Source organism: Aquimarina litoralis (genome assembly GCF_019295435.1).
Lineage (GTDB): Bacteria > Bacteroidota > Bacteroidia > Flavobacteriales > Flavobacteriaceae > Aquimarina > Aquimarina litoralis_A.
In genome coordinates, this window is the sequence record NZ_WEKL01000107.1 from 36873 (window position 1) to 55826 (window position 18954).

Sequence of the window (18954 nt, forward strand, 5' to 3'; positions counted from 1 at the left end):
TGCTATTGGTTTTTATAGTTGTAGTTCTGTTCAGTTAAAATCTCACCTTTCGAATTTTTCACAAACTCTAATCGGTTAAAGTTGTCATAGTGATAATACACCGTTTCTCCTCTTGGATCAGTAATACTGGTTACTCCTATCATAGGATCATATGTAAAGCTTGTGACTTGTGCTTCGGGAAAAACATTGCGTAAAGTTGTTAAATGAGTGCGTAGTATATTTTCAGTAGCTTCATCTTGATCTACATTTGAAGCATTAATCGCATCTATAATTGCTTGATTTTGCTGGTTTGTTCTTGAACAGCTAAGCACATATCTCCTCTTATTCGGCTGATAAATGTATTGACACGCTTCTCCTTCTATTTTAGCAATTGGTTGTGTTCCATGATATCCCCAAAGATAGTAGACAGAGACACCTCCTTTTTTACTAACTCTTTCAGGATTGCCATTTCCATCATAACTATGATATACTACCCGATCCTCAACAATTATCTGATTACCTTTACTAGTTTGGATTTTTTCTGGCAATAAAATTTGTCCAAAATTAGCATATGATGTATGCTGAACACTTAATTTTGTATTGTTTTTGTAAGCAGTTGAAGTAACTGGTTGTACTCTATTTAAATTCATTAAAGCTTGGTTAAACCCATTTTCAGTTTTATAAACATCTCCTTTACTATCTGTCATTTCGCTACTTTTTAACTGGTAATGACTACTATAATCATAAGAGTGTTCTGTTTTACTTTCCAGAACTTTACCATTCAAATAATTACGTTCTGTAGTACTTAATAGATCGAATGTACCTGAAGTTCGGTAGTGAATCAGATTGTCTTGAAAAGTACAAATCTCAATACTTGCAGAGTTCCAACCAGTTTCTCCTATACCTCCAGAAGTATTATTAAAAATGGTTTTCGTATGTATAGGAACAAACTTGATGAACTTATGGTAATTAATTTGATTAGGATTATAGTCAAACTTTATAAAATCACCGGTTAAAACTTTTTCATCTGGAGAACCTCCATATAGATATTTGTTTTCAACTTCTTTTATCAACGTATAATCACTTGAGGCACTATTATATTTGTAGTATTCAGTTTTAATATTTTTCCCCCTTAACCAACCGTTATCATTTGGAGTACTATAAGGATATCTATAAAATAATCCTCCATCTAAAAAGGCCGTAAATTGATGTCTGGTTTTTCCTGCATTACTATTTTTTTCTCCCAAGTATTCTGTAACATTAGCATACGCAATTTGATTTGTTTGATAAATATTGGTTTTACTACCTGCCATTACACCGGTGTGGAATTGATAGTTGGGTTGCGATAAAGCCGCTACAGAATAAAAATCAGGAAGACCAATTAATACTCCACTAGAAGTCCCATCTGGATTTGTATATTCGTATTCTTTTGATGAAATAGGCTTATTATCTGAATCAAAAAACTCCACCTTTTGAATTCTTTTTCCCGGTCCATATACTAAATCATTGGTACTTGCAAGTGCTTCTCTCCAACTTAAGGATACACTGAAACCATCAAGAGCATTTAGATCTAGTGGTGTATGCGCGTTATCCTTAGGTTCTACTTTGAGTACGTAATTTCCATTAGGTAAAACAACTTGATTTTGGCCTTTAAAAAGCTCCATAAATGAAGTTCCGTTACTATTTGCAATGGTAACTCTAAATTTACAACCTCTTTCCCATACATTTTCTAAGCAATACCTTTCATCATCAAACCAAATATTTGTGGTTACTTTATCTCGAACTATATTATYTACTGTAAACGGTTTTGCATAAAATTGACCGTCGTAATGTGTCCTAAATTCAATATGTGATAAACCAACATTACCCGATTTCGTTGGATTAAAATCATAGGTTAAAAAACCACTCATACTATATGAAGGTTTAGCGACATTATGCTCATAAGTAAATACACTATATCCACCTGTTGGATAAGTTACTTTTTTTAATATTCCAGCTTCGGATTTATCCAAGTGAATTTCTCTATTGGGCTGAATTAAGGGGTTATACGGATTTAATGTTAAAAATTGCCCATTATTTTGTCCATTAAAATATCCCCAAACATCTTTAGAATTCGAAAATCTATTTGGTAATGTTTGATCGTCATATTCAAATTCATAAGGAGGTAAAAAGTTATTGTTTTCATCTTTTTGCTGAACAGAACTTAGCATTAATCGATAATGACTTTGAGGATCAAGTTGAACTAATGATGTCAAATACCCTGAAGTGACTGTATTATGAGAATAAGTATAATTTAGATCATAAGATTTGATAAACTTATCATTCAGATCCCTAACTTCAATACTTCTTAGAGCGAAACTACCAGTTAAATCCAATCTAGAATTTCTTGATTTATGAAATAAAACTTTGTTTACTTTTGGGCTATTTCCATTTCCATATCTTATCTCACTTAATTGATATTGTTTTTCTCTAATTTTAGAGAACATACATTGTTTTTGACTTTCATTAATAGGTCTCCAACCGTTCAACCACGCATCTGGCGATCCTGGATTTTGAGGAATGTATGAATCATAAAATTTACTAACATAGTTTACCGTTTCTGCTTCATAAACAAACTCCACCCTTTCCCCATAAATAGTTTCGATTTCTATGAGATGCCAAGAGTTATATGTCTTATATATCTGCTCGTTTCCTATACCATATTCTATTCCTCCTGTAGTTCTATATACGGATGTATTATCCACTTCTTTCTCAGAAAAATACTCTATAGATCCATCTTTTGATTGACCAAAATAAAATGTATTTCCTGTTTTATCTTTTCCTATAAATCCTACAATGATTCCATTTTCCCATTTTGCAGTAATTTTAATATCATCAAACTTTTTAAGGATAGGATTATTTATATCAGACTGACTGAAGTAAAAACTAGCAGATACATCTCCCATACTTAAATTAAACACATCGGATTCAAGATCCAATTGACCATCTGAAGCACAATAATCATTAAAAACTGCTTCTTGTGTTGTAGAATCTATATATTCGAATTCATGATTTTTTTTCAAGTATCCCCATCTACCACCATCATCTGGTTTATCTAATACAGTTCTTGAAATTATGCCACCATAATTTAAAGCCCAACCTATTCCGACTCTAGATGCTATTTCATCTACTTTAACACCTCTTGTATGGTAGTTTAAAGCTATAGGAATGGAAATCCCTTTTAAATTTATGGTATGGATAGGAACAGATATATTTGCTGCTCCATTACTTAAAGTCACAGGTACATCTGTAAACTTTGTCATTGAAGATGCCTCGGGTGAAGGCGGAGTAATCTTAGGTAGTTCCTGTGAAAACACAGATACTATAGATATAAGCATTAAAATAATGCTCAACACTAAAGTTTTCATAAAGTGAATTATTTTTTGATTGTTTTTGTATTCCAAAGTATTAGTAATCATGAGGTGAAGCCCTTTTATTACGATATCAATTTTCTATTTTAAAGATGTTGACTAAGACATAAAAAAGTAGTGTATCAAAGTTGTGATAAACAAGAGCTCAAGGATAGAGCTCTTGTGTAAAGAAGTATTTAACCACAACTTTTTTGAAATAAGGTTTTATGCCACACAAACACTTCCCTGACATGTTCCTGGAACCGGCACCATGCGCTCATAATCTACAGTCATACAAGCTGATCCCTGTACACATGGACAACCAGGTCTTATTTGCCCTTCATATAAATCACAATAAGGATCATAATGTGTTATGGTAGCACCTCCAACAACATTTTTTTGTTCTGATTTAGTTAGTACTTTCCCTAAGCTTAACAACGATTTTTTCATAATAATTAATTTAAAATTGAATGATGTCTCCGAACATTTAATGACACTCAGAGTTTGTGTCAATACAGTTATAAAACCAGTAATTATTTCCAGTTTCTTCAAGAATTAAATACTACAACTAAGGCAATACGTATCCATACACAAAGCAAAATCTGCTCTGCATTACTGTTACTTAAGTATTGTTTTTTGAATCTTTTTCCCTTTGCTATTACTAGCCAACTATAAGTCTTCTAGCTTTGGCAATTTTCCAGGTTTTACTTGTTCTTACGATTGAGCTCCAAGTATCATATGCTGGTTTGCTTTTTGAGGATAAATTGTGCCTCGTTTTTTCATTATTCCCTTTGTTTTTAGAAATCACTTAGAAAGAAAGTCGCGTTTAAGAAGCGTACGATCTTCTTAATCGTTAGAATTTAACTTTTCTTAAAAATTATTCGTTTTATAAATCAGAATTGGATCTTTCAAAATGAATTTCGTTTACCTACTCTTCACACTTTTGAAATTTGTTACCCTTTTTTTCTAAAAAAAATAAAAATAAAGAAGATAAGAATTAGGAACCCTATGATATAATAGGCTGTGAAGTTGTTTTCAAAGACTTGATTTGTATCTCCAATTAATACAAAAGAAGCCCAATAATAAGGCGATACTTCAGATAATGAATGCTCTTTTATATATTTTCGTTTAGCATTACTTAATGCTTTAACTTTAGAAGAAGAAGCGTCCAGATCTTCATAGAAATCTTTCATGATACTGGAAGTAGAAGTGTCATTTACATTCCATAAGGATGAAACAACCGTATTGGCACCAGAATAAAAGAATCCTCTTGCTAAACTAAAGACACCTTCGCCTTTATTAATTTTTCCTAAATTGGTTTGACATGCACTTAGCACAACGAGATCAGAATTATTTTTATAGGTGTAGAGTTCATGAAGTCTGATCGTATCCTTAAAAAAGTAAATCTCAGGCTTTTCACCAGAGTTTGCATGAGTAGCCAAATGTATAATTTTAGCATCCTCACTCTTTTTCATAAACATTTCTTTACTTGCCTGATCTAATAGGTATGTATCTCCTTTTACAATAGTATTTATCGATAAGATTTCTTCTTCGGTAGTACCTAGCTCAGGAAGATTTGCATTTGAAAATTGAATCGGTGCAAACCCTATAAAATCAGAGTTTGTTTTTCTTTTAGTTCTACTGTTATGCTCTAAAAAAGAGGCAGAATATGTATAACTAATATCATTTTGTTCTATTAAATATTTTAGTGAATTCTCACTTACATTAAAAGCTTCAAAAGGAATGTTTTGCATTGAAACATCTGGAATAAGCACCAAATGTTTATTCTTGATCAATTTTTTAAGATGTTCTCCAGGAAACAATTGTTGATATAATGAGTAAGAAACCTCTTTAAAGGAATTTAGTTCTTTTTTCTTCTTTAAAGGTTTGGATATCAAACTTTGATACTGATCTAAATTAATTAATAAATCATTGGTATTTTTTACTTCGAAACTAAATGTATTTTTAGAAGTGATAACAAGTCCAAATATATTTTGCACCTCATGATTTTGTTCATCTAGGGCATACGCTACAATTACAGTATTGGAATCTAACTTTTCTTTTACATCTGACAATAAAGTCGGTTCTATTCTTAATTTTTCATCAATGTATTTGGGGTTTACTTTATAGAGTGAATCATTAAAAGCTTGATACATTTTTTTCAATTCGAACAGAGAATCTTTCTCTTTTGTGTAGATATCTTGATTTTGGTGTACGCTATTCTCTAAACTTAAAATGCTCTCTTTTAGCGCTAATCTTTTGTCCAATAATCCTTTTGGCAAATCATATTGAATCGTATTTTCTTTAATCCCTTGTATTAGCAATAAGGCTTTATTTTTTTCCATAAAACGGAACATAGCGACCTTATCCTGCAAAAGATAAGCTGCTCGTACTCCCATAGTATAGGTATCTGAAGCTTCTTTTCGCCATAGTAATTTTGTATTAATCTCAAAACTATTCTCGATAATAACAGTAACCAATCGATCACTAATTGTTACCGCATGGATCACTTCTTTTAGATACTTGGGATCTTGGTTTTTTTCGTATAAACCAAATAGAATGGTAATTTTACTCCGTAACGCTCTAAAAACGTTTCTTCTATCGGTGGTTTCGAACAATTGTAGTTCGGATGGAGCTTGATTGGTTATCTTACCATTAAGTCCAAAACTCCAACTCAATGAGTTTTTTATATTTTCAAGAGCTAATTCGTAATTTTTACGTTCATTGAAATAATTTGCAATGTTTCTATAACTTCCCGCTTTTTTATTGATATCATCTGTATTATATACTAAACTTTGTTCTAAATAAAATAAAGCACTATCATTCCGGCGATTATAATATAACTCTCCCAGATTTACATACGAATTAGAAATTAATGAAGAATCTTTTTGTTCTATTCCCTTTTCTAAGTTTTTAGTATAGTAATATTTTGATTTGCTAAAATCATTCAAGTATTTATTGGCATATAAATTTGCATAAGTAGCATTTAGCGAATAAAAGTTATACTGTGAAAGTATTTTTGGATTTAACAATATTAAACTATCTGCTTTTTTAAGTAACTGAACACCTTGATCAGAGGATGTTTTAGTATTTAGCTCATCACAAATAATTGTAGTATTAATGTATAATGACAAAAGACTTAACTCTAGTGAATTGTTCTTACTTGGTTCTTTTTCCAACAAGTAGATACCTTTTTTAGAATAATCCAAGGCTATATACAATTCTCCTTTTCGTCTAAAATATTTACCCAACTCTCCATAAGATCTTGCTACTTTAATTGATGTAATATTAGTTTCAATAACATTTTTAAAGCAAACAACTCCTTTAGTAAATTCTCTGTTTTTAAAATAAAACCTCCCTAAATTATATAACGCATTTTCGTAAGCAACACTATTTTTCAACTGATCAGTAAAATGATCGACTTCAATCTTTGCATATTTTATAGCAAGGCTATATTTCCTTTTCTTATAAAAATGAACAGAGAAAAAATGCGATATTTCAATGATATGAGCAGTATCACTTGTACAATCTAAGAGGTTATCAATCTCGATCTCCTCAAATACCTTTTTATCTTCTTTAAGCTTTACAAATTGCTCATAACAATTTTGGCCACTTATAGGTAATACATAACCTATAAGCAGCCAAAAAAAGATGATATATTTAATCTTGCTTATTCTCAATATTTAATTAATCACAAACAATATTTGGATCATTAACTTGATATGTCGTATGACTGATTCTAACAAGTGCAGCTCTTTCTACCGGATCTTCCGCTTCAATATGCTGCTTGTGCATAATATTTAAGATTGGGTAGGGTACAAACCGCCAATTGTGAATCACTAAATCTTGATAACTCCAAGTTTCTCCATTAGAGTTTGATGAACATGGTGTTACCTGCACTGGACCAAATTCGGTAGCATGGTTTGCCCTAATTACCGCCTTCTGAGATTCTGTTGTTCCTGGTTCATAGATTACCACTACTTCGATATCTTCAATGGTATAATGCACAGGAGTTCCATCTTCATAAGTTAAATCCGGAATTGCAGAATTCGTATTTCCTCCAGAATTTCCAAAAGCCTTTGTAGTAATTGTTTCGATTTCTGTAAGTTCTTCATTTTGCTCACAAGCGAACAAGAACAAACAGCTTAGTACTCCTAAAATAATGTTTTTCCTCATTTTTTTACGTTATTTGTTTCCCTACTCTTCATAAAAGTTTGAAAAGTTACCCGCGCAAAAGTATAAAATTTTATTTTTGTGTTTTAACATTTATTTATGGACGGTAATTTTTTTCTACATGAGCTTGCTAAAGAAGACTCAAAAATAATTACTCAGATATACGATAAGAACTTCCCTTCGATTAAAAAATTTATCTTTCTTAATAGTGGAAATACAGAGGATGCAGAGGATATATTTCAGAAAGGTCTTATTCAAATAATAATTCGATATAAGAAAGAAAAATTTAGTATTTCAGGCAGTTTTGATGCGTATTTAATAGCGATTTGTAAAAATTTATGGCGAAGAGAGTTAAATTCTCATAAAAAAAGGGTAACAAATGTAGAAAARGTTGAAGTACATGATGAATATGTAGATAGTTCATATGCCCTTGTAGAACAAAAGCGACAAGAGTTATTTATTGAAAAATTTGCAGAAATTACTGGTAATTGCAAAGAGATCCTAACACTTTTCTTTGCAAAAACACCCTATGAAGAAATTGTTGCCAATACAGAATATTCCTCTGAACTGGTTGTTAGACAACGAGTATTTAAATGCAAAAAACGACTGACAGAGCTAATTAGAAAAGACAAAAGGTATAATTCACTTAGAGAATTATGAGTTTAGAAGAAGACATATTAATTGAACGTTTTTTAAGAAATAAACTTTCTGAAAAGGAACGAAATAATTTTTTGGATAAAATTAAGACTGATCCTGATGTAAGAGAAAAATTTCTTTTGGAGAAACAACTTTTTGAAACTCTGAATGAAGAAGAATGGAGTTACGCTTCAAAAATAGACACAACCGAAGTAGAAGAATATACCACCTTGTATCGTGATAATGCTGATAGATTAAAACAAGTAATACAAAAAGCTACCACGAATCATAAACGTAAAGGTAAAATAAGGAGATTAACCTTCTTTTCTGCTATTGCGGCGGCTGCCCTATTTGCAATACTTATCAACTTTTATCCTCAAAATGATTCATACACTATTGATGAAATATATGCGAATTATAATACGGAAAAACTGCCTTCGCTCGTAACTAGAAATTCTAAAGAAGTACAAAAGGATCTAAGCTTAGCTGAAAGGAATTTTAAAAACAAAAATTATAAAGAAGCATTATTACACATTGATACATTACTTGAGTTAGATCCAGAAAATAGTACCTTATATATATACAAAGCAATATCTCATATAGAAACTGGAGAATTTGCCAAGTCTGAGGCAAGTTTGGATACCTTAATTCATAGTGATCTTATTGATGCAGAAAAAGGATATTGGTACAAATCGCTTTTATATTTAAAAGCAAAAGACCTAGAGAAGTGCAAGCAAATGCTACAAATTATCATCGAGAACTCTTATTTTAATAGTCTTAAAGCCAATAAATTACTAAAGGATCTTGCCACTTATGAAGAATAAGATTATATCTTGCAAATTACCTTTTAAGTCCAATTAGTTTAGAAAAACATCATCTCACAAAATACCTCACAAAAAAGACCACAACCTGAAGTTGCAGTCTACTTTTTGTTTTATCGGGGCTTTATATTTTAAAATGTTGGGATTGAAGCTGCTAAAACTTCGGTCTCATAATGGGTAATCTTGTTGTCTTTAGAAAATTCAAACTTCATAATCATCGAAGATTTTTCGGCTTGCATGATATATGATTTTTTGCCTTTTGTTTCTGACAAAATTCTGCAATCTTCGATCATACCTAAAGTTTGATTCGTACTATCCAGAAAACGATCAATTTCATCGAGCGTCTTTGTTTCTTGATATTTTTCGTCTAGTAGATCAAAAATTCTTGAAGGGGAAAGATAGTTATATCCTTTAGTAAAATCAGCAATAACTACATCTTTGTCATCTAGTTCTTAGGCAGAGATTGTGTGAATAAAAAATACTGCAAATAAAAAGTATATTAGTTTCATAATAGGAAGTGTATTGATTATTCTTTTTATAAATGTAAGAAAAAACTTCAAAATAATTAAATTTTTTATCGATAAAATGCATTTTTATTCGATAAAAACATGTTTTTATATTCCTTTTTTGGTATTAGATTATAGAAAACCTAAAATTAAAGTAGATGATCTTAGTAGAAACTTTTATAGATCTACATACTAATTTTACCCACATATTACTATGCTTGTTTTTCTATCTTTCTTTAAATTTGCTGCTTTAATGCGAAAGGGATAGTAGTGGCATCCTTTTATTTTTATTTCTGTTTTTTTGTAATCTGAAAATTTCATTAATAAAATAAAAGATATAACGAATAGCCCGACCACGAGGAAACGAGTGGAATCGCCCAAAACAAAAACAATGTTACTTGCACAACAAATCATAGCGAATAAGGAGGAATATATCAAAGCATTAGCCAAGAGGAATTTTGACGCTGCTGCTGTTTTAGACAAAGTAATTGATCTGGATGAAGAGCGACGCGCTACTCAATCCAAATTGGATACTATAAAAGCTGATTCTAATAAATTGAATAAAGAAATCGGTATTTTATTTAAGAACGGAGAGCCACAAAAAGCAAATATTCTAAAGGAAAAAGCTTCTCAAATTAAGGAAAGTATGAATTCTTTAGAAAAAAGACTTCCAGAAGTAAAAGCTGAACTTACCGAGCTTTTATATACGATTCCTAATATTCCTCATGATTCAGTTCCGAATGGTCAAAGCGATGAAGATAATGAAGAAGTATTCAGAGAAGGAGATATTCCTGTATTAGAAGAAGGGGCACAACCACATTGGGAGTTAGCAAAGAAATACGATATTATCGATTTTGAACTTGGAGTAAAAATTACTGGTGCTGGATTTCCTGTATATAAAGGAAAAGGCGCAAGACTACAACGCGCATTAATTAGCTATTTTTTAGATAAAAATACCGGAGCTGGTTATAAAGAATATCAAGTACCACATTTGGTAAATGAAGCCTCAGGATATGGTACTGGACAATTACCGGATAAAGAAGGGCAAATGTACCATGTAACTGCTGATGATTTATATTTAATTCCAACGGCAGAGGTTCCTGTGACCAATTTATTCAGAGATAACCTAATTAATGAAAGTGATCTTCCGATTACTTGTACTGGATATACTCCTTGTTTTAGAAGAGAGGCAGGATCCTATGGAGCTCATGTGAGAGGTTTAAATCGTTTACATCAGTTTGATAAAGTAGAGATTGTTCGTATTGAAAAACCAGAAAACTCTTATGAAGCATTAGATGGAATGGTCGCTCATGTAAAAGAAATTCTTAATGAACTTAAATTACCTTACAGAATTTTAAGGTTATGTGGTGGTGATATTGGTTTTACCTCTGCACTCACTTACGATTTTGAGGTTTTCTCTACAGCTCAGGATCGTTGGTTAGAAATTAGTTCTGTGTCTAATTTTGAATCTTATCAGGCCAATCGCTTAAAACTTAGATATAAAGATAGTAATGGTAAAAATCAATTAGCTCATACCCTTAACGGTAGTTCTTTAGCTTTACCAAGGGTACTAGCAGGAATTCTAGAGAATTATCAAACACCTAAAGGAATTAAAATTCCTGATGTATTAGTTCCTTACTGTGGATTCGAATATATTGATTAATTCTGCTTTTTTTTAATAGTAGTAATATCCTAGTTTAACACTAGTGATAACATAATATCAAAGCGCATTTTGCTATATTTACAAAAAAACTTGCAGAATGCGCTTTCTGATTGTATGCATTATTCTAATATTATCTGTTCCAATGTTTGGTCAATCTGAACAATTGGCAAAGAATTATGTGCAGCAAGGTCAATACGAAAAAGCTCTTTCCGTTTATCAAAAACTTCATTCTCGAAATCCAAATAGAATCACTTATTTACTTGGTCTTGTTGAATCATACCAACAATTAGAACAATTTGACAAGGCTGAAGAAATTCTTAAAAAACAGATCGAAAGAAAACCTAATAATGCTCAATTATTAGTAGAACTTGGACATCATTATGAAGTGCAGGCAAATTCGGAAAAAGCCAATATGTACTATGATAAAGCGATCAATGTATTCAATAGTAATAATGTAAACGCAGCTTATTCTCTAGCTCAAGCTTTTGAAAAATATAATCTATTAGATCAAGCCGCTTTGATTTATGAAAGAGGAATGACCTCTAATCCAGGTGCTAACTTTAATGTACAGCTTGCGAAAATCTATGGAGAGCAAGGAAAATTGGAAAAAATGTTCAATAGCTACCTCTCTTTGTTATTGATACAACCTAATTATAAAAATATCGTTCAACGAAATTTTAATCAATACATCACAGAAGATCCTCTTAATGAAGCTAATGTGATATTTCGAAAACTATTGATCAAAAAGTTACAACAAAATCCAGATATCATTTATAATGAAATGTTGAGCTGGCTTTTTGTACAGCAAAAAGATTTTAAAAAGGCTTTTGTACAAGAAAAGGCTATTTATAAACGTAAAGATGAAGGATTACAGGGAATTATAGATCTTGCCAGAATTGCTATTGGAGCTAAGGATATAAAATCTGCTACGCAGATTCTGGATTATATCCTGAAAGCACCCGCTGGAAATGATATGAAACTTACTGCTCATAAAATTATTCTAAAAGCTAAAACAGATCTGGCCGAAAAAAAAGATTATAAAGAAATTAATGCGCAGTACAATGATGTATTTAATACCTATGGAAAATCTAGGGAAACCATAGGTTTACAAATCGATTATGCTCATTTTCTAGCTTTTAATCAAGATGAAAAGAAGCAGGCAATTGATTTTTTAAAACGTTTATTGGATGAAGAAAAACTATCCAGATTTCAATCTTCAAGAGCTAAAATGAAAATTGCAGACATCCTTGTTCTTGATCAAAAGTTTAATCAAGCTCTCATATATTACACCCAAGTACAAAACGCACTTAAAAATAATTTTCTAGCGCAAGATGCTCGTTTTAAAGTAGCTAAAACTAGTTATTATAAAGGTGATTTTGCATGGGCGCAAACCCAATTGGATGTTTTAAAATCTTCTACTTCTCAGCTAATAGCAAATGATGCGATGGAATTGAGTCTTATCATTAGCGATAACTCCTTAGAAGATTCTACCCAAACGGCATTGAAAATTTTTGCAAGAGGCGACTTATTATCTTTTCAGAATAAGAACCAAGAGGCCATTGCCAAATATGAAGAAATCTTAGTGAATCATAAAGGCGAAAAAATAGAAGATGAAACATTCTTAAGACAAGCTAAGCTGTTTGAAAAAGAAAAAGAGTTTGAAAAAGCAAAAGTAAACTACTTAAAAATCATTGAGTTCTATCCAGAAGATATTTTGGTTGATGATGCGTATTATTGGTTAGCAGAGCTGTATGTAAATGTGCTGAATGAACCTGAAAAAGCAAAAGAGTTATACGAAAAGCTAATATTTAACCACGCCGATAGCATTTATTTTGTAGATGCAAGAAAAAAATATCGTGCTTTACGTGGTGATGCTATTAACTAGAAACCTCTTGAATTTAATTTTCTATTAAATAAATTACTATTAAAGGAATAGTAGCTCTTAGCTTCTTTGTAAATTTGCCATTCTGTAGCAAATTATCCTTTGTTGCACTATATAAAGAAGATTATCAGCATGTATATTTATAACGTAACTATTAATATAGAAGAGTCTAAAAACGATGAATGGTTAGACTGGATGAAAAATGAACACATTCCAGAAATGTTGGCCACAGGAAAATTCAGTAAAGCTTTGATGAGCAAAGTATTAGTAGATGAAGAAATGGGTGGTATTACCTACTCCGTACAATATACCACAGACAGTAAAGAGACCCTTGAAAAATATTATAAAGAAGATGCCGAGCAATTGCGTGCCAAGTCCAATAGGTTTGCGGGACATTTTGTTGCCTTCAGAACCGAACTAGAAGTTATTAGTGAACAATAATTGGAAGGATTAGTGATCTTCTTACCAATAGATTAAAAATATAGACTTTTGAAGACTTATAGAGCAACCATATTATACGCAATTAAAATTTTTGGTCTGATCGTTTGTGCTGGTTTTGCGGTCTTTATCATAAGTTTATTTATCAATATTGTCTCTTTCTTTATAGAAAGTTCCTTTTTTGAAAAGATCGTTATAAGTATTCTTTTCATCCTATTTGTGATCGCTGCATTTCAAATTATCAGATCCAACAATCCTTCGATAAGTTTTGATGAAAATCATATGCTCATTGGTCGCCATGAAATCTTGTATTCAGAAATTGAGAATTTTCATCCTGCAAAAGGAGGTTCTGAACCTTATATCACTACTAAATCAGGTGGAAAAATTGATCTTGAAATTTCCTGGTTTAGAAAAAGAGATCGAATAGCAATTGAAAAAACTCTTTCTGAAAAAATAAAATCGTTTTAGCATGTCATCTAAATTCAAAAAAAACAAAAGGCAAGGATCTCATGATAAAGTAAATTATGAGAAAACTGCTGTACGTGCTAAAAAACATTTGGGGCAGCATTTTTTAAGAGATGAAAACATTGCCAAAAAAATCGGTGATACTTTAACCTTACAGAATTACAATAATGTCATTGAAATTGGTCCTGGAATGGGAGTACTCACTAAGTACATACTTCAAAAAGATTTAAATTTGATCGCTATGGACTTGGATACCGAGTCTATTGAATATCTCAATACTAATTTTCCATTAGAGCATCCTGAAATAAGAAATGGCAAAGGCAGATTTGAAGTTATTGAAGCAGATTTTCTAAGATTTGATTTAGATACGCTATTTGAAAACAATCCATTTGCTATTACGGGTAACTTTCCATACAACATATCATCACAAATAGTCTTTAAAACTTTAGAAAACCGAGAACGAATTCCTGAATTTACTGGAATGTTTCAAAAAGAAGTTGCACAACGTATCTGCGAAAAACCAGGAAGCAAAACTTATGGAATTTTATCGGTATTAACGCAAGCATTTTATGATGCTGAATATCTATTTACGGTACCTCCTTCTGTTTTTAATCCTCCTCCAAAAGTCGATAGTGGTGTATTACGATTAATCCGAAAGGAAATCTACACACTACCATGTGATGAAAAACTTTTTTTTAAGGTAGTGAAAACAGCTTTTGGTCAACGACGAAAAACCTTAAGAAATAGTCTAAAAACATTTCAACTACCTGATGAAATTAAAGAAATGGAAATATTAACCAAAAGACCGGAACAATTAGATGTTGATCAGTTTATAGAACTTACAATATTAATAGAAAAAGCAACGAATTCACTCATTTAACATCATTGTAAACTGCAATTCATTTCTTTGGTTATCTTTGTGAGCGTTTGTAAAGAAATCCTATAAACGAATATTCTATGTCATTCGAGATTTCAGATAAGTTTATCGACCAAGTGAAACACCTTATTGAAAGTGAAGGTGACGTTCATTTGCAAGAAATGCTTGGTGAAATCCACTTTGCTGATATTGCCGAAATCATCGGAGAGCTTAATTTATATCAAGCAACTTACATCATTAAATTATTAGATAGCGAAAAAACTTCTGAAGCTCTTATGGAGTTAGAAGAAGATTTTCGTGAGCGAATTTTAGAAAAACTTTCTGTAAAAGAAATTGCAGAAGAGTTAGAAGAAATGGATACTGATGATGCTGCCGATGTGATTGCAGAATTACCTGATGATCGTGCCGAAGAGGTAATTGCAGAAATTGAAGATGAAAAACATGCCGAAGATATCAAAGAACTCTTGTTGTATGAAGAAGATACTGCAGGTGGATTAATGGCAAAAGAACTTGTAAAGGTAAAAGAAACCTGGACTGTCGCGGGCTGTGTTCGTGAAATGCGTCGACAAGCAGAGAAAGTTACAAGAGTTCATTCGATTTATGTAGTAGATAAAGAAGGAAAACTTAAAGGAAGATTATCACTAAAAGATTTACTTACCGCTTCAACAAAAGCCTATATTAAAGATGTATATATCCCAAAAGTAGATTATGTAAATGTTGCCACAGAAGGTGAAGAAGTTGCAAGAATTATGCAGAAGTATGATTTAGAAGCAATTCCAGTAGTTGATGATGAAACTGTATTGTTAGGCAGAGTTACCATCGATGATATGGTAGATTTTATTAAAGATGAAGCAGAAAAAGATTATCAAATGGCTGCTGGTATCTCTCAAGATGTGGAAGCGGATGATAATGTTTGGGAACTTACACGAGCCAGATTACCTTGGTTAATTTTAGGGCTTTTTGGTGGATTAGGTAGTGTTTTTATCATGCAAGATTTCGAAGATGTTATGAATAATCCACAAATACGAGATCTCTTTTTTTACACACCACTTATAGCAGCAATGGCAGGTAATGTTGGAGTGCAATCATCAGCTATTATTGTACAAGGGTTGGCCAATGACAATGTAAAAGGTAGTCTATGGAATCGTTTATTGAAAGAAATTGGACTAAGTTTAATTAATGGTGCAGCACTAGCTCTATTGATCATACTTTTTGGTATGATCATGGGATATGAAATCTCTTTCAGCCTTACCATAGCAATTTCGCTAATGAGTGTAATTATTGTAGCAGCACTTATTGGCACATTTGTTCCAATAATTTTAGATAAAAGAGGAATTGATCCAGCTATTGCCACTGGACCATTTATCACAACTAGCAATGATATTTTTGGGATTTTCTTATTCTTTTATATCGCAAAACTAATCCTTGGATTTTAACCAACGGAGCTTTATAGTATATTGTATCAATCAAGTTTAGTTATCACCTAACAATCATGGAGTCTCATATTTTTCAAAATACCATTACTGTACCGTCTTCTGCAATTGATGATATGAATCATGTAAATAACGTTATGTATCTTCAATGGGTACAGGATATCGCCAAGAAGCATTGGGAATCTAAAACCACTGAAGAGATTAGAAATACTTATGTTTGGGTTGTATTAAATCATTACATAGAATATCATCACCCTGCATTTGAAAATGATCAACTCATTATTGAAACCTGGATTGATCATCATCATGGTGCCAAAAGTGAGCGACATACTAAAATTACAAATGCTTCTACCCAAAAAGTAATCATTACCGCCAAAACAATGTGGTGTTTGCTGCATAAAGAAACGTTAAGACCCACAAGAATCAATAAAGAAATAAGTACCTTGTTTTCAAATAGCTAATTACTTTGAAAGCATGGAAGCAATAAACATACAAGATAAACTTTCGAAATTCGATAAACAATGGCATCCACATCGAATTGCCACCGTAGACGATAATCAGATATACCTTGCTAAAGTATGTGGTGATTTTGTTTGGCATAAACATGATGATGAGGATGAACTTTTTCAGGTGGTAAAAGGAACTCTTTATATGAAATTTCGGGACAAAACCGTTAAAGTTGAAGCTGGAGAGCTTATTGTAGTCCCAAAAGGAGTGGAACACTGTCCAACTACAAAAGATAATGAAGAAGTACATCTTTTATTATTCGAAAAAGCAAGCACCAAACATACTGGAGAAATTGTTTCAGAAAGAACCGTTTCTGAATATATCGATATCTAGAATTAGGAGTATCTATATCTTTTAAACCTTATTTATTTAAAAACCTATGAAACTAAATAGAAGATCTTTTATAAGAAATATTGGTTTAGCTGCAGGATACAGTCTTATTCCATCTCAGTATTTATTTTCTAATACATCTGAAAAAAAAATTGGTGTTTGCCTTGTTGCTTTGGGAAACTATAGTACAGTCGTATTAGCTCCTGCCTTACAGTTAACAAAGCACTGTAAACTAACAGGCATTGTAACTGGAACACCTTCCAAAATCCCTATTTGGCAAAAAAAATACGGTATTCCAGATAAAAACGTGTATAACTATGAGAATATAGATCGTATTGCTGATAATCCAGATATAGATGTGTTATATATCGTTTTACCAACAGGGCTACATGCTAAGTATGCAATAAAAGCTGCGAATACGGGAAAACACGTTTGGTGTGAAAAACCAATGGCAAAAACTGAAGAAGAATGCCAGTCTATTATAAAAGCTTGTCAACAAAACAAAGTAAAACTGGCTATTGGTTATAGAATGCAACATGAACCTAACACGCAACAAGTGATCAAATGGGCATCTACCAAACCTTATGGAAACATAAAGACGGTTCATGCGGAAATTGGTTACTATGTAAGAAATCCCAAAAAAAGCTGGAGACTCGATGCTAAATTAGGTGGAGGAACGATGTATGATCTTGGTGTGTATTCACTGAATGCTGCCAGATATGCGACTGGAGAGGAGCCTATTTCTGTAGTCGCTGAACAGATGACTACAAGGCCGAAAATATTTACCGAAACTGATGAAACGACTCATTTTACTTTAGAATTTCCTTCTGGAGTAATTGCACATGGAAAAACAAGTTTGGGTCATGATATGCATAGACTTCATGTTGACGCGGCTAATGGTTGGTATGAATTGCAACCATTTTCCATGTATTCTGGAGTAAAGGGAACGACAAGTGATGGAAAACAATTGAATACTTACATCGCTAACCAACAGGCCAAACAAATGGATGATGATGCTCTATCAATCATTAATAATACCGATATGCTTGTTCCTGGAGAAGAAGGAATAAAAGACATCAGAATTGTAGAAGCTATATACAAATCCGCTAAAACTAAGCGTAAAATTTCCCTAGTATAACAATTTTAAACTGTTATGCTTAACAAAAACACTGAAAATAAGGTGTRATGATGAATTTATAATTCGTCTTTGCAAGATCGAACAGCCTCATAAAAAAGACGGTAATCTGTAGTGGTTACCACATCTCCTTTCGTACTTAATCTAACCGTACCATTCTTGGCAATTTCGCTATAAGGAACTTGTTTTTTTACATATCCTTTGTAAACAAATTCGAAATAACTGTTCTCATTCAGCTTACTAGGATTTACCAAAAAGTCATAAAGACCATCCTCATCAGTATAAGCTTTCATACAAGTGTTCTCATCTACAACCAATTTCACAGCAACATATTGGATTTTTTTCTTGCGATTTCCAAGAACTTTTCCAGTAAGCAGTTCATCTTCGGTGATCTCCTCAATACCTTCATTTTCGGTAAGGGCATCACCTTTTTGCTGAGACTTGCAGGAAACAAGTAGGGATAAAACAAATGATAATAGTAGTAGTACTCTCATAGTATAGTAATTTTGGGTTTGCACATTATAAGTATAGTAAAAAAAACTAAATTTTCCGCTATTTTTTATAAATCGAGATCAAGTTACAAAATAAAATTACTTGTTTCACATAACTTAGGTAGTGTTTTTTTATAATATGTTAAAATAGAGTCGTTTTACTATCATTTCTTATTAAAAAGATATAAACCACTTAAAAATTTAAGTGGTTTACTAGTAAATCTTATCT

General features: G+C 32.0%; 17 protein-coding genes. 11 read left to right on the forward strand and 6 right to left on the reverse strand.

What is annotated here, in order from left to right; translation table 11 throughout:
* Positions 1-2 precede the first annotated feature (2 nt).
* The 4 genes from GBO31_RS23505 to GBO31_RS23520 form a co-directional block, all read right to left on the reverse strand.
* Positions 3-3386: a hypothetical protein gene (locus GBO31_RS23505; protein WP_219011071.1), complete on the reverse strand. Its 3384-nt coding sequence runs from the start codon at positions 3384-3386 to the stop codon at positions 3-5.
* Between the two features lie 207 nt (positions 3387-3593).
* The gene (locus GBO31_RS23510; RefSeq protein ID WP_219011072.1) at positions 3594-3818 is read right to left on the reverse strand and encodes a hypothetical protein; all 225 of its coding nucleotides are present in this window, start codon (positions 3816-3818) and stop codon (positions 3594-3596) included.
* A gap of 503 nt (positions 3819-4321) precedes the next feature.
* Entirely contained in the window at positions 4322-7048 is a 2727-nt protein-coding gene (locus GBO31_RS23515; RefSeq protein WP_219011073.1) for a CHAT domain-containing protein, read from the reverse strand.
* A gap of 7 nt (positions 7049-7055) precedes the next feature.
* Complete coding sequence (locus tag GBO31_RS23520; protein ID WP_219011074.1) at positions 7056-7544, reverse strand: hypothetical protein; 489 nt, start codon at positions 7542-7544, stop codon at positions 7056-7058.
* A gap of 96 nt (positions 7545-7640) precedes the next feature.
* On the opposite strand from GBO31_RS23520, the gene GBO31_RS23525 reads away from it, so the two are divergent.
* Together GBO31_RS23525 and GBO31_RS23530 are read left to right on the forward strand one after the other, a co-directional pair.
* Positions 7641-8201, forward strand: coding sequence for an RNA polymerase sigma factor (locus GBO31_RS23525; RefSeq protein ID WP_219011075.1), 561 nt, complete (start codon positions 7641-7643; stop codon positions 8199-8201).
* The gene (locus GBO31_RS23530; RefSeq protein ID WP_219011076.1) at positions 8198-9001 is read left to right on the forward strand and encodes a tetratricopeptide repeat protein; all 804 of its coding nucleotides are present in this window, start codon (positions 8198-8200) and stop codon (positions 8999-9001) included. The genes GBO31_RS23525 and GBO31_RS23530 overlap by 4 nt, the downstream gene beginning before the upstream one ends.
* A gap of 128 nt (positions 9002-9129) precedes the next feature.
* On the opposite strand, the gene GBO31_RS23535 is transcribed toward GBO31_RS23530, so the two are convergent.
* Positions 9130-9291, reverse strand: coding sequence for a hypothetical protein (locus GBO31_RS23535; protein WP_219011077.1), 162 nt, complete (start codon positions 9289-9291; stop codon positions 9130-9132).
* Positions 9292-9895: 604 nt separating this feature from the next.
* Between GBO31_RS23535 and serS the strand changes: the two genes are divergently transcribed.
* The 9 genes from serS (at position 9896) to GBO31_RS23580 (ending at position 18237) form a co-directional block, all read left to right on the forward strand.
* On the forward strand, positions 9896-11167 hold the full coding sequence (gene serS, locus GBO31_RS23540; protein ID WP_219011078.1) for a serine--tRNA ligase: 1272 nt from the start codon (positions 9896-9898) through the stop codon (positions 11165-11167).
* Positions 11168-11264: 97 nt separating this feature from the next.
* Positions 11265-13052 carry a tetratricopeptide repeat protein gene (locus tag GBO31_RS23545; RefSeq protein WP_219011079.1) on the forward strand — a complete coding sequence of 596 codons (1788 nt, stop codon included), beginning with the start codon at positions 11265-11267 and terminating at the stop codon, positions 13050-13052.
* Between the two features lie 129 nt (positions 13053-13181).
* A complete protein-coding gene (locus GBO31_RS23550; RefSeq protein ID WP_219011080.1) occupies positions 13182-13490 on the forward strand; it encodes a DUF4286 family protein in 309 nt (102 codons plus the stop codon).
* A gap of 48 nt (positions 13491-13538) precedes the next feature.
* Positions 13539-13955 (forward strand): hypothetical protein, encoded by a 417-nt coding sequence (locus tag GBO31_RS23555; RefSeq protein WP_219011081.1) that lies wholly within the window; start codon positions 13539-13541, stop codon positions 13953-13955.
* Between the two features lies 1 nt (position 13956).
* A complete protein-coding gene (rsmA, locus tag GBO31_RS23560; protein ID WP_219011082.1) occupies positions 13957-14832 on the forward strand; it encodes a 16S rRNA (adenine(1518)-N(6)/adenine(1519)-N(6))-dimethyltransferase RsmA in 876 nt (291 codons plus the stop codon).
* Positions 14833-14909: 77 nt separating this feature from the next.
* The gene (gene mgtE, locus GBO31_RS23565) at positions 14910-16265 is read left to right on the forward strand and encodes a magnesium transporter (RefSeq protein WP_219011083.1); all 1356 of its coding nucleotides are present in this window, start codon (positions 14910-14912) and stop codon (positions 16263-16265) included.
* Between the two features lie 56 nt (positions 16266-16321).
* Positions 16322-16723: an acyl-CoA thioesterase gene (locus tag GBO31_RS23570; protein ID WP_219011084.1), complete on the forward strand. Its 402-nt coding sequence runs from the start codon at positions 16322-16324 to the stop codon at positions 16721-16723.
* A 13-nt stretch (positions 16724-16736) separates the two neighbouring features.
* The gene (locus GBO31_RS23575; RefSeq protein ID WP_219011085.1) at positions 16737-17102 is read left to right on the forward strand and encodes a cupin domain-containing protein; all 366 of its coding nucleotides are present in this window, start codon (positions 16737-16739) and stop codon (positions 17100-17102) included.
* A 46-nt stretch (positions 17103-17148) separates the two neighbouring features.
* On the forward strand, positions 17149-18237 hold the full coding sequence (locus GBO31_RS23580) for a Gfo/Idh/MocA family protein (protein WP_219011086.1): 1089 nt from the start codon (positions 17149-17151) through the stop codon (positions 18235-18237).
* A 56-nt stretch (positions 18238-18293) separates the two neighbouring features.
* Here GBO31_RS23580 and GBO31_RS23585 read toward each other — a convergent pair whose 3' ends face one another.
* The gene (locus GBO31_RS23585) at positions 18294-18728 is read right to left on the reverse strand and encodes a hypothetical protein (protein WP_219011087.1); all 435 of its coding nucleotides are present in this window, start codon (positions 18726-18728) and stop codon (positions 18294-18296) included.
* Positions 18729-18954 lie beyond the last annotated feature (226 nt).